Annotated in this window: 10 protein-coding genes; 4 read left to right on the top strand and 6 right to left on the bottom strand. The window is 46.6% G+C overall.

Annotated elements, in window-relative coordinates:
- Positions 1–90: 90 nt before the first annotated feature.
- A complete protein-coding gene (locus AC58QO_RS02030; protein WP_497263589.1) occupies positions 91–993 on the top strand; it encodes a helix-turn-helix domain-containing protein in 903 nt (300 codons plus the stop codon).
- Positions 994–1,102: 109 nt separating this feature from the next.
- Entirely contained in the window at positions 1,103–2,089 is a 987-nt protein-coding gene (locus AC58QO_RS02025; protein WP_497263587.1) for a GNAT family N-acetyltransferase, read from the top strand.
- A gap of 305 nt (positions 2,090–2,394) precedes the next feature.
- On the opposite strand, the gene AC58QO_RS02020 is transcribed toward AC58QO_RS02025, so the two are convergent.
- From AC58QO_RS02020 to AC58QO_RS02005, 4 genes are read right to left on the bottom strand one after another with little or no spacing between them, the layout of a single operon-like run.
- Positions 2,395–4,146: an exo-alpha-sialidase gene (locus tag AC58QO_RS02020; RefSeq protein ID WP_497263585.1), complete on the bottom strand. Its 1,752-nt coding sequence runs from the start codon at positions 4,144–4,146 to the stop codon at positions 2,395–2,397.
- A 16-nt stretch (positions 4,147–4,162) separates the two neighbouring features.
- The gene (locus AC58QO_RS02015; RefSeq protein WP_497263583.1) at positions 4,163–5,314 is read right to left on the bottom strand and encodes a mandelate racemase/muconate lactonizing enzyme family protein; all 1,152 of its coding nucleotides are present in this window, start codon (positions 5,312–5,314) and stop codon (positions 4,163–4,165) included.
- Positions 5,315–5,320: 6 nt separating this feature from the next.
- The gene (locus tag AC58QO_RS02010; protein WP_497263581.1) at positions 5,321–6,229 is read right to left on the bottom strand and encodes a dihydrodipicolinate synthase family protein; all 909 of its coding nucleotides are present in this window, start codon (positions 6,227–6,229) and stop codon (positions 5,321–5,323) included.
- Position 6,230: 1 nt separating this feature from the next.
- Positions 6,231–7,220: a 2-hydroxyacid dehydrogenase gene (locus AC58QO_RS02005; protein WP_497263579.1), complete on the bottom strand. Its 990-nt coding sequence runs from the start codon at positions 7,218–7,220 to the stop codon at positions 6,231–6,233.
- A gap of 135 nt (positions 7,221–7,355) precedes the next feature.
- On the opposite strand from AC58QO_RS02005, the gene AC58QO_RS02000 reads away from it, so the two are divergent.
- Complete coding sequence (locus tag AC58QO_RS02000; RefSeq protein ID WP_497264366.1) at positions 7,356–7,925, top strand: Uma2 family endonuclease; 570 nt, start codon at positions 7,356–7,358, stop codon at positions 7,923–7,925.
- Between the two features lie 647 nt (positions 7,926–8,572).
- On the opposite strand, the gene AC58QO_RS01995 is transcribed toward AC58QO_RS02000, so the two are convergent.
- A complete protein-coding gene (locus tag AC58QO_RS01995; protein WP_497263577.1) occupies positions 8,573–9,322 on the bottom strand; it encodes a phytanoyl-CoA dioxygenase family protein in 750 nt (249 codons plus the stop codon).
- 177 nt (positions 9,323–9,499) lie between these two features.
- Here AC58QO_RS01995 and AC58QO_RS01990 point away from each other — a divergent pair, with 177 nt between their 5' ends.
- Positions 9,500–10,390, top strand: coding sequence for an AraC family transcriptional regulator (locus AC58QO_RS01990; RefSeq protein ID WP_497263575.1), 891 nt, complete (start codon positions 9,500–9,502; stop codon positions 10,388–10,390).
- Between the two features lie 18 nt (positions 10,391–10,408).
- Here the strand turns inward: AC58QO_RS01990 and AC58QO_RS01985 are convergent, their stop codons facing one another.
- Positions 10,409–13,363: a hypothetical protein gene (locus AC58QO_RS01985; protein ID WP_497263573.1), complete on the bottom strand. Its 2,955-nt coding sequence runs from the start codon at positions 13,361–13,363 to the stop codon at positions 10,409–10,411.
- Between the last annotated feature and the right edge of the window lie 31 nt (positions 13,364–13,394).

Raw genomic sequence — 13,394 nt, 5'->3', positions numbered from 1 at the left:
TCACTTGTCTCCATCGTATCAAAAAAAAGCATGAAAAAGTTTAGCCCTCTTATGATAAAATGTTGTTAGATTACGATGAGGAGATCTCCCATGAAGCTGATGAATTACTTGAACTTAAACGTGCACCCCGTGCAATTATCGTTTTTTAAAGATAGAACACACTCATTCGAAGAAGTGTTTCATGCTCATCAGGGCATGGAACTGCTAGTAGTCCATGAAGGCACAGGGTTTGTCGTAATAGAACAACAAATTGTCGAGCTAATACCTGGCACGATTTTCTGCTTCAGGCCTTTTCAGCTGCATCGCATTCGGATTCACAATCTGCCTCAGGACCGCTATGTCCGCTCGCTATTCGTGTTGGAGCCAGCCCTGCTAGAATCCGCCTTTGCCATATTCCCAGCACTCCGCGAGTTCCTAAGGAAGCTATGGAAGGACCCGTTCATGCCGCAGGCATTTCGAAGCGAAAACCTAGCGGAGCTTGAAGGTTTACTTCGGAGCTATACGACTAGGCTTGATGCCGCCAAGGATCGCGGCCCTGAACGTCTGTTAGAGGAGCAGGTGCTATTCCTCACCGCTTTCTTGCACCAGCTCCGCACGGATTCGGAGAAGGCTGCGTTATCACAATCGGATTCCGTGCCAATGCTAGCACCCAAGAGCTCATCCACAGCCGAGCGAATGCTTGCTTGGATCGAGGCGCATTACATGGAGCCATTCAAGCTGGACGAGCTTGCTTCGGCGGTTCATCTGTCGCCAAACCATGTCTCTGCCACTTTTCATCAATCCGTTGGCAGTACCATTACAGAGTATTTAACCGCACGCCGGATCCGGCAAGCCTGCTGGCTTCTGCGCACGACCGATATGTCCGTTCAAGATATCGGTGAAGCGGTCGGTTTAGGTAATTTCTCGTACTTCTGTCAACTGTTTAAGAAGCATGTGGGGTTCACACCTTATAAATTCAAAGGAATGAGTGCTTACACCATTTTCATAGAATGATTTGAGATCAGGCTCAGAATCTTTAATTATATCCAGACTTTACCAAGAAGTACGACGCCAGGCATGTAATAATGACAACATAGATTCTATTCTAGTTGGAGGTCATAACGTGCCAAATTGGTTCATTCGTAAATTGCAGCAACCCGACGATTTCAAAGCAGTAGCTCCTCTCCTCAATCTGATCTGGTCGGAACCAACAACAGCTGAACAGCTCAATGAAGATGAGGATAAAATTCCTCCTGGCAAGCTGCATTATAATGAAGAAGGGAAATTAATGGGATGGGATCGTCCCAAATGGGTCGCAGAAGACGAGCACGGACATGTCGTCGCTTATGCAATCGCATGGCGAGCTCCATGGACGGAGCCTGGCGCACTGATCTATAACTTGGTTGTTGACCCGACAATTCGAGGTAACGGTGTAGGGAATGCCTTATATGATGAGCTTCATCGTTGGGCTGTCGAAGTCAAAGCCTCGCGACTCATCGGCCATATGAAGGAGACCGACGAGCGGTCATTAGCTTTCGCAGAACGTCGCAACCACGTAAAAGATCGCCACTTGTTCGAATCTGTTCTGGACTTGGCCTCATTTAATGGCGGCACACTTGTTGATGCTATTCGGGAGGCAGAGCGCGATGGCATTCAGTTCATCACACTCGCAGATGAGCCAGGAGAAGCAAGTGAGCGAAAGTTACACGAGCTGTATAAGATCACGCATCCGGATATTCCGGGTTACTCCGGTGACTTTCCATGGTTCGAGGAATGGAAAAAGTGGACCATCGCGCAAAACGGGGTACACCCCGAATGGATCCACATCGCCAAAGATGGCGACCGCTACATCGGCGTAGTCACCTTGCAGCAAAATGAGCAGACGAAGGCGATGTATCATGAGTATACCGGCGTACTACCGGAGTATCGCGGTCGCCGGATAGCACTTGCTTTAAAGATGCTCGGCATACAAACTGCCAGTGCCTGTGGTGTGCCTTATTTGAAAACACACAATGATTCCATGAATGGCCCTATGCTGCGCATTAACCGCGATTTGATCGGCTTCCGCGCGGAGCCTGGCAGTTATAAAATGGTGTGTGAGCTTCGCTGAGCAAAAAAATGGAAAAGGAGCTAAGTGACGCTTAGCTCCTTTTTTTGTTGCATCATTGTTATTGGGTCAAAGATGCTAAAGTACACTTATTTTAGGGGGAAAATAGCTAAACTTGATAAATTAGTGCGAAAGTGCAACCTTTAGGACCTAAAGGCGCCAAAATGATGAATGCTGGCAGAAATAATTGCTTATTTGCACGCATTTCAAATTGATAGGTTAATTCCATAAAAAAGGATGCACTTCTGCACTTTTGCTTGCTTCGCGGTTATTTTCACAATAAAACTAGGTAATTATGAGAAATGTCTTCACATCCCAGCACTGAAATTACTCACAGCTTCCGAGGTAAGCAAATATCGATCATAAAGACGTAATGATTGAATTTGACCCTTCAAATTCGGAGCCATGAGTAAGTGTGAAGCTCCACCCACATTCCCCAGATCCTTGTTAAAGCGTCCCCAGCCGAAAGGTCGCGACAGGCCACCGTCACATAGGATTCCATCCACTACGAAAGTGATGATTTTCGGTCCTCCATCCACGATGATGGCCAGATGGTGCCACGTATCCTTTTTCAACAGATCCGTATCGCATTCCCAGGAAGATTCCGACTTCCCGTCATTTAAAGTCAATTTAACGGTCGCTCGATCCGTCATCGACACATGCATGCCGATTCCTTTCAAATCTCGGGTATCTAGAAATATTTGACCAACGGACAGCTCTGATAATCGGAACCAGAAGTCCATCGCGAACCCGCCACCATCTGCAAGCAATGGCAACTGTGGTATTTTAACCTTGGTACCCGAACGACATTCCGAATCCTGTAAAACCAAAACCAATCCACTCGTGACCAATTGATGGTTATGCTCCTGATTCCACATCGCTTCTAATAGAGAAATATCGATGGTATGGACACGGGCAACCGTTTTTTGCGTTTCTGTCAAGTAGAAGCTACCCTCTTCTTCAATTAAATCAGGGTAACTGACCCGAACGCTCGTATCTTCATCGTATAGGACAATTTCAGGCTGTGACCAATAGAGATGACCCTCTTTTTCCACGCCACCGCTCAGCCATACTGGATTTCGATTCGTATAAGGAAGCCATTGGTTACTAGCGCCATACCCTTTTTCAACCCAATTCTCTCCATGATTATGGAACCATAACAGGTACTTGCCATTGCTCGTTTTCCATACAAAGTTGGCCGCACGCGGGTGCTTGATCTTTCTTCCCCCCGGCGTGTATGTCGCAAATTCCGGTTCCGTCCACGTATGTCCGCCATCCCGGCTATAAGCGTGAGCGTTGTGTCCTTCAATCGTTCGATACGTACAATATAAGCTGCCGTCGTTTAATCCCACCACATAGTGCTCTTCAGCAATAGGTCCACCTCCAGGAGAACGGAGACCGATATCCCCATCCGGAAGTGTCTGCCAACGAATTAGGTCTGGATTTTGTTCCTCTAACACATTATCGCTTTTGACAAAATAACCCTCAGAATTCTCCATGAATCCGAGTCCGAATTTGCCAATCTTGGCCAGGCCGATATAGACGCATCCTTCGTGAACGATTGGTTTACTGACACTCCAAAAATATTGAAAACGGCCTTGATCCGCATTGTTACGGTCAATATCCGTCATCCGCAGCGGAATGTTGAATCGTTTGTCCGACCAAGAATGGCCATGATCATCCGAGTATTTATATGCAAAATCCCCCATCGTGTCCACTCTGCCACGAATTTCCCCTTCGACGCCAGTCAACTCTCTCATTCCCGTGCCATTGTATGTGTAGAAAGCATAAACGCGCCCACTCGGTACGATTAAAGGGGTGACCCATGACGCCTCAGGCGGTCCTGCTGGCTCAATATCGATCAGCGGAGACCATGTTTCTCCCTTATCTTTACTCACGGTTGCGACGACATGCTGACCGTGTTCCCCTTCTTCTCCATGACCTGTTGTCATGAGACAGAGCCATCCGCCATCCTGGGTCTGTACAACATACGGCTGATCACAATAGGATTCATTCGGAATTTGATGACCGTACTTCAGATTGCGCCAATCGGCATGCATGCAAGTACCTCCTCATTTAATCAACAACTGGCTTACGTTTCTCCCAGCCTTCACGGAAAAGCGGTAAATAATTGTTCGGATTATACGGGTGTTGCGCGATCACATCCATATTTAACTCCGTCCCCCAGCCAGGGCGATCTTCCAGCGTAATATAGCCGTCTTTCACTTCAATGGTATTAGTCAAAATTTGACGCGTCCAATCATCGTTAAAATCTTCAAAGATTTCGTGAATAAAGAAATTCGGTGTCGCGGTATTCAGATGCGCGCAGGCGATCGAACACAGCGGACCTTGCGCACTGTGCGGCGCGGTTACGCCGTAATGCGCATGCGTCATCGCACAAACCTGCTTGGCTTGCGTGAATCCCAAATATTGCGGCTCCAGCTGGATGATGTGTACGGCCTCGTGTTTCAATAGCTCGGCGAATTGCTCTCGGCAGTAATAATCCTCGCCGCAGGCGATCGGCACTGGACTGCGATGCGCCACTTCCACCATCGCTGAAATATTTTGCGGAGGTACTGGCGCTTCAAACCAGGTCGGCTTGTACGGTGCCATAGCATCCGCCAGCTGCAAAGCTGTATGCACGCTGAATCGGTTATGGCCTTCAATCAGAATGTCGACACTCGGTCCGACAGCCTCCCGTACCGCTTTGATACAGGCGATGGATAACTCGAATTCGTCTCGGTCCATAGCTCGCCATGCCGCACCGAATGGATCAAATTTAAGCGCCGTATAACCTTTATCGACGACCGCTTTCGCTTTTTCATAGAAATTGTCAGGCGTCCGTTCACCCCGATACCAACCGTTCGCATACGCGCGGAGCCGGTCATGGCATTTGCCCCCGATCAGCTTATATACCGGCTGCCCCAGTGCTTTCCCCATGATGTCCCAGCATGCATACTCCAAACCCGACAAAGCTGCGCCTTGAATTTGTCCGCCGTCCGAGTACACTTCTCGAAACAAGCGCAGGGTGTGATTTTCAACGTCAAATGGATCCTTGCCAATAACAAATCGCTTTAATTCATGGATCGCTGCTTCCACCGTTTTCGCAAAGCCGTTTAACGTCGCTTCTCCAATACCCGAGATACCTGCGTCCGTCTCAACCTGCGTAAACACCCAATTTTTCCACTGATTGCCGACAATGTACGTTTTGACATCCGTAATTTTCATGCCGATCTACCCCTTCAAGTAAAATTGAAATTCATCCAGGAATTGGTCGATCCTATTCGTTTCAACCACGTCCAACTGATAATCAGGTTGTCGGCAATAGCTGCTGGGAATAATTCCACGCTTCTGCAAAATCACTTTCTCCGCCTTAATAATCAGCTCTACCCCTTGCATCCAGTAAGAGATGTATGGGAGCAGTCGCTCAAATAATGCGTTTAATTCATCCAATTTGCCTTGTTGGAACATGGCATACATGGCGACATAAATTTCGGTAAATGAACATCCCGGTTGAATGCCTACTGAACCCCGTTGCAGCACGTCGATCATTTGAACGCCTGCGTAGCCGATCAGTGTGTCAATCTTGCCTGCTGATTGTTCATGCAATTGGCTCGCATATCGGCCAGGCGGCTGGGTCTCTACCTTGACGAAACGCGCGTTCTCGCATTCTTCTTGTAAGCGAATGAAAACATCCGATGTAATTCTGACACCTGTTTGGTTAGGTGCATATTGAACAATGACGGGGATAGAAACCGCATTCGAAACCTTTTTCATATGTTTCAGTATCGCTTCTGAGGAGGGGGATAGGAAAAATGGCGGCAGCAGCATAAGCGCGTCCGCTCCCTCGGCTTCCGCCTGCTGTGCTTGAAGTACAGCCACCTCCCAGCTGTGATGGGTGATTGAAATCACACCTGCGACAGTAGTTGAGCGACTCGTTTCGTCGAGCAAAATGCGCATCATCCGATCTCTTTCCTCATCCGTTAGCTTGTAAAATTCTGTCGCAAGACCGAAAAGCGTCAACGCATTAGCTCCAGTGTTCATAAGGTGCTTCACCAGATTTTGAAAACCCTCTACATCCACTCTGCCTTGCTCATTAAAAACTGCAGCAACAATTGGTATGATGCCGGATAACTGCTTCATCCTACAGTGTCCTTTCTCGATCAGCAGCCTGCGGGTTCACGCAGTACTTAAGCGGCTTACCAGCCAGTCCGAGCTGCAGATTCTCCAGAGCTGTAAGCGCCATATTGTTGCGAGTTTCCCAGGTAGAGCTTCCTGCATGAGGCGTTACGATCACATTCGGCATACGGAGCAGCGGATGATCGGCTGGAAGGGGCTCAGGATCCGTAACATCCAACGCCGCTCCGGCAATAACTTGATGAAGAAGCGCATCATAGAGCGCAGCCGTATCAACGAGCGGCCCTCTGGCCATATTGAGCAGCACCGCACTTTTCTTCATCATATGCAAACGATCCGAATTAATAAGATATCTGGTTTCATCCGTAAGCGGCGCGTGAATACTGACGTAATCCGATGCTGAGAGCAAGTCGTTCAGCTTGACATACTCTGCAAGATCAGGCGAAACCCCTTCTTTTGGACGCCGATTAAAGTAAATGACTTTCATGCCGAAAGCGACTGCCCTACGTGCTACCGCTTCACCAATTGCACCCATTCCGATGATGCCAAGCGTTTTGCCTTTGATGTCATTCCCCAGCAGCAGAGTGGGGAAATTCATTTTCCATTGCCCGGATCGTACATATTCTACTTGTTCAACCATCCTGCGGGTGTAAGTTAGCAGCAAGGCCATCGTCATATCCGCCGTAGAATCCGTTAGGACGCCAGGTGTATTTCCTATGGTTATCCCTCTTGCTGTGCAAGCCGGAATATCGATATTATCCGTGCCAACTGCAACATGGCTGATTATGCGAAGCTGCTTGGCCGCGTCCAGTACTTCTCCTCGCAATGGGTCGCCTACGCCAAAGTATCCATCACAGTCCGCAATCCATTCCTTCAGCAATGTGAGCGGCATAGGCCCCTCTTCCATCCATTCTCTAACCTCGTATTGTTCTTTGATCCGCTGTATCGCATCTCCAACAAATTGACGAGAGATTAATACTTTAGGTCTACGGCCCATTTTCTACCTCCTAGACAAGTGAATGGATATGGTCTTTGTATGCCGAAACTCTAGCTCGGTACGTCGCTCCTGAGCGTTTTAGTATGTTATACTGGGTACAAGTATTAGAAGATGGAGGTGATGTCCGTGACAGATATGAACCACTCCAAACGATCCAATTTGATAAAAGAACGCCAAGACGTATACGATTATAACAACCGTTATGAAATCATTGACGGGGTTCGTTACGAATGTAAACCTTCTCCTGCAGTTGATCACCAAGTATTGGTAACTGAACTTATTTATGCAATACGGACAACATGCAACCAAAACGGCACCATTATCGTGGCACCGATGGACGTTCATCTGAGTGAACAAAACACTGTTCAACCCGATCTCATCTTTATCTCAAATGAAAACGCACATATCATCATCAATCGCAAAATTGTAGGCGCACCCGATCTTTTGGTGGAAATTCTCTCCCCGAGTACGGGCAGCCATGATAAAATTCGTAAAAAATCGTTGTACGAACGCTTCGGTGTTAAGGAATATTGGATTGTTGATCCAGTGCTGCACACCATCGATCAATTTATTCTTGAAGGACAGAAGCTGCAGCTACATGCTACTTACGGAACAGGGGATAAGCTATCTTCAGACATCATATCTTGCCTTGATATTGATCTTAGTTCGTTGTTTGCCGCTATTGTCAGGTTCCAAGAAAACTAGCAACTCATTGAAAGAAGAGAGCGCCTTGAAACAATGCGCTCTCTTCTTTGTTGACTGCATCGATCCCCCTTCCCTTTACGCTGTTCTATTCCTTCCTTGCATCTACTTTACAATGTAGTCTGCGATCTCGAAACCTCAGTACATTACTGTTTTTTATATTTTTTATTGGACATTTTGGGTCAGTCTTACACAGTAAGAGTGCAGCTGGTACAGAATTCTTATGAGTTAATCGATTTTTTCGATTTACACTACTCCTATTGCCATTTTCATCACTCGTAAGTCGATTTTTTCGACTTACACTACTCCTATTGCCATTCTTGTCACACGTTAATCGATTTTTTCGACTTACACTACTCCTATTGCCATTCTCGTCACACGTAACTCGATTTTTTCGACTTACACTACTCCTATTGCCATTCCCGTCACACGTAAGTCGATTTTTTCGACTTACACTACTCCTATTGCCTTTCCCGTCACTCGTAAGTCGATTTTTTCGACTTACACTTCTCCTATTGCCATTCCCGTCACACGTAACTCGATTTTTTCGATTTACACTACTCCTATTGCCATTTTCATCACTCGTAAGTCGATTTTTTCGACTTACACTACTCCTATTGCCATTCTCGAAACACGTAAGTCGATTTTCGCTACCAGCTTACTCCCTCGCCCCGGACAATCGGCATATTCTCACTCGGCTCATGCTGTCGGCCATCTCCTAACGGTTTCGCGGTTGCATCCATAAAATGAATAGCCAAAGCGCGTCGATGCGTATCCGACGTATTCGCCAGCGTCCGGTGCGGCGCCAATCCATGATGAAACATGCATTGGCCAGCTTTTAACAGAACAGGAACTGTCTCAGCCTCATCGATGGTTACAATTTCAAATCCGTTGCCGCCGGATAAAGGGACATGATCTATGATTCCGTGATGTCTGTTTGGGGCTACCCACATACAGCCATTCTCAGCTGTCGCGTCATCGAGTGCTAACCAGCAGCTGACGACGGCGTCTTTTTTATCAACCCTAAAATAGTAATCATCCTGATGCCAATTAACAACGCCGCCAACATGAGGGGGTTTGTATAGCCCCTGATGGAGAACTACTCGAATATTGGGTCCAATCAGTTCTTCTACAACATCAAGCAACCGAGAATCCCTCATCACCCGATCGAATAAAACATGCTTCAGGTGAGCGGCTCTGATCTGATACACTTGTGTTTCTTTGCCGCTTGCGGTCTGTCCGCCTCTGATGCTAGCCAATGCTTGTGCCTTACGCATATCGTCCAGTGTTGCCATGTAAGCTTCTTGGAGCTCACTCACCTCTTGTGGTGTAATTAACGCGCCATATTTCAAATACCCGTCTTCCTGAAATTGCTGCTTTTGTGCTGCCGTTAATGTCATATGCGTTCATCCTCCTAAAATAGGTTTCTCGATCATTAACCACTTCCACTTTCAGTGTACCAATAGTTGATCTGCAGGGTTGGTGATGGATTTCGTTGTTTTTATGAGAATATTTTGATTTCTATTTTGATTTCTGAGATATAATGGAAGAAAATGAACAGCAATTGGAGGGCAGCCATGCGCCTGTTATTTCATTCAGCTGACGAAATGAAGCTTGAAGTAGATGCTCATCTCAAAGACTTCCCTGCCTTTGTGTACTATAAGCTTGACTCTGTCGCCCCCTTCTACGATGTTCAAAGTCATGACGGTGTTGAAGTGTATTACATTTGGGAAGGAACGGGAAATTATCTCGTTGGAAATGAGGTATACCCTCTTCGACCTGGTTCGATTATTCTCATTCATCCTTTTACCTTGCATAAGGTGCTGCTATCCGATTCCCACAACAACTTGGGCAGACACGTTCTCCTTTGCAAAGCAGATTTCGCGCAGCTTCCCTGGATAGATGAAGCAGGCTTTATCCTCGACCTCGTCACTGAAAATGGCCTTCATGTCCAAGCGGATGAACAGAGTCAAAAGCAATTCGAAGCGATGTTCGCTCGACTTAACGAAGAATTGCACAACAAACCTACCGGATATTCTTCCATGGCGCGCGTCCTGATTCTTGAACTCCTACTCACTATTCAAAGGCTGCATCAATCTGCAGAAAGTCCACCTTCTCCCTTGCAAAAGCATGATGGCTTACCGCCAGATATCACCCATGTACTTCAATATATCGGATCGATCTTCTTGGAACCCGTTTCGTTGGAGGACATTGCCAAGTACTGCCATATGAATAAGGCCTATTTGACAACATTATTCAAAAAGCACACCGGCTTTACCGTCGGAGAATATATCACGTTAAAACGAATTCATCATGCCAAAAAGCTGCTAAGAGAATCGACGCTGAGTGTAACGGAGATTTGTTATCAGTCCGGTTACAACGATCCCTCCCATTTTGGCCGCACCTTCAAAAATCTCGAGAAGAAAACACCGTTCGCCTATCGGCGGCATATGCGCCGTTCCAGGTGAACGGTGTTCGTAACTTCTTTAATTCACCATAACATTATCAAACGTCATTTTAATGTAATAGGCTTGCAAAGCAGCTTTCCCGGAGGTGAAGGAAGAATCCGCAGCTTCGCACAGCAAGACGCCATCTACATAAGCTCTAATCGTACGTCCAATTAGCTCGAGCTTAACCGTATATTCTGTACCTGTATTAACGGTAAACGCGCCGCTTGCATCAAGATCCGTCCACGTTCCATTCACTGTCTTGCCTAATTTCCAGACGCCAGCAGAGCCGCTATAGAAGAACCTGTAATTGTTATTTGCATCCGTATACCTTGCGGCCAAACCAAAAGCTTTGTTCGCTGCGTAGAAGGTAGTCGGCTTGATGACCGCCTGCACTGTCGTGTCGGTCCATGCATTTGCTAAGGTCGCATATTTATTCGTTGCACTATTAATATCACTTTGATACCTGTAGCTGCCGTCTGTCACCACACTCCAAGCTGCATCTGCCGCCCAGCCGTTGGCATTGCCATCATTGAAGTCATCGCTGAATTGCGATGGTAACGAGTGTACTTCAATTTGATCAAATGTTGTTTGTAGATAAAAGCTTTGCAGGGCTGCTTTTCCCGAGGTCAGAGAAGTATCTGTCGTTTGCGCTTGCAGCACGCCATTGACATAACCCTTGATCGAAGAACCGTCTACAACCATTTTAACGGCATACTCCGTCCCCGTAGCCACCGTATACGCTCCACCTGTCGCGAGCTCCGTCGACGTACCGCTCACCGTCTTATTTATCTTCCATACGCCTGAAGCACCGCTATAGAAGAATCTGTAATTGTTGTTCGCATCCGTATACCTCGCCGCTAAACCAAACGCTTTGTTGACCGCATAGAAAGTTGTCGGCTTAATTACAGCCTCCACGGAATAATCGCTGGAGACACTTCCGACCGATGCATATTTGTTCGTAGCACTGTTGATATCATTCTGGTACCTGTAGCTGCCGTCCGTGACAACACTCCAAGTCCCATCTGCTGTCCAATCGTTGGCAACACCGTCTTCGAAATCATCCTGCATGACTCTATATTCGATAGGGAAATCCTTTTTAAGACCAATCGCACCATATTGCATTTGAGCTGAGTTAAATCCAGCCTGCCAGCTTACATTCGATAGTACAGGACTGTTCACACTCGGATTATCATTGGATCGATAGGCTACGCCTTGCGTATTCGTGACTTGAATGTTCGTAAAATGTTGTCCCCATGTATGTCCGCCCCAGTCCAAGAAAACGCCGCCAGGAGCATAGTCATGCATGCTCGGGACTGCACGCACATTATCGATGGTAATTTGACTCCAGTCGTTGATATAACTGCCGCTTGTTGCGTTGACTACAGCAGAATGAATCGCTCCAGTATCTCCACTGTCTTGGTTCATATTATAGACTTTCAAATATTGAATGACATTGCCCTGCGATGGCTGAGCGTACGTATAATAATTGGCCGTATAATCATATCTAGCGTGCCCCCTAAGCGAAACTGCATATCTTGCGGAATTAAATATTTCTGAGTAGGACACCTCATTGTAGCTTGTGTTCTGTAAATGCACACCTTCCGCGTATAGATTCAATTCACCGATGTTATGAATGCGATTATTCGATAGCAAATGATGTTCGCTAATATCGGTATTCGCCGTCGTCGATCCGTCTCTAACTCCCTTTCCGTTCGAAATAATAATGCCGCTCACACCCATATGTTCAATCCAGTTGCCATAAACCGTATTGTAGTTATTTTGACCGACCATCAGAACACCGTGCCGACCTGCATTTTTGATATGGGAATTCCGTATTTCGATATGATCCGTATTTCTTAAGAAAATAACAGCATGATCGTTATACCCCCAATCTGAGGTCTCCACGCTGCCTCCATCGGTATTCCACCACATCGTAATCGGCGAAGTTGAGTCGGTTTCTCCCAGCATTAAGCCATCAAATCGAATATCATGCACCGTGTTACTGGCATTTGTTCCATAAAGCTTGATGACGTCTTTAACCTTTGGCATGATCACATTTTTGCTGCTTGGGTCTCCTCCTGTATACGATTTGTAGTAGAGATACCCTGTGCTTTGATTGAAGAAAAATTCTCCGGGAGCATTCAGAAAATTGTAGGAATCTTCGAGCCAGTATCTAGCACTCGCGCCCATCTCCGTAAAATCACCCATGTTATTGAAAAATATTTTCTTATTTACCGTATCGATGGATGAGACGGAGACCGTCCACCGGTGCCAATCCGAATTGCCCCACGGGAAAATACTGATCTTGAGTTGGCTGATATCCCAACCAGTAGGATTGAAATCAGCTGGATTATACGTAATCCAAGTCGTGTTGGAGGTGGCTGTTCCGTTACCTGTTACTGACCGGAAATACCCTTCTCTTGCCGTTTCGAAGCTGGGATTATACGTATAATCCGCAATTCTTGCTTTGATAGCTCTGCTTCCATTCTCATAAAGCGTATCCATGACATAGCTGGTGCCTACATTTTTACGCCAAATATCATTGCCCGCATCATAAACGGACCACCCCGAATCCAGTTTGGTTCCCCCATGTATTTTAGCGCTTCCGACAGCATCTTGATTCTTGTAAATCACCTTGTATCCATTAGAACCCGAGTCCTGTTCGTTAAATGAAATCGTTGATGTCACGTAATAATCCCCTGCAGCTACGTTAACTACAATATCGCCTGTCATATTATCATTGATATTGTTTGTTCGAATATAGTCTCTCGCCTTATCGATTGTCGCCCACGGGTTGCCTGATGAACCGTTCCCGGTTGTATCGGTCCCATTCGCAGCCACAAAGTACTCATTTTGTATCGCAGCCAGAACAGTGCCATTGCTCGGAATGATCGTAACAAATGCGACAATGAGACATCCAAACATATAAAGCAGCCACTTTTTATACATGATGAACTCCGTCCCTTCATTTATCATTTCTAGACCTTGCACATAAAAGAGCTCCTCTAGGCAAGGAGCTGCT

Source organism: Paenibacillus sp. J31R30 (assembly GCF_059692115.1).
The sequence above is the reverse complement of the archived record's forward strand: the minus strand, read 5'-3'. Positions and strand labels throughout refer to the sequence as shown.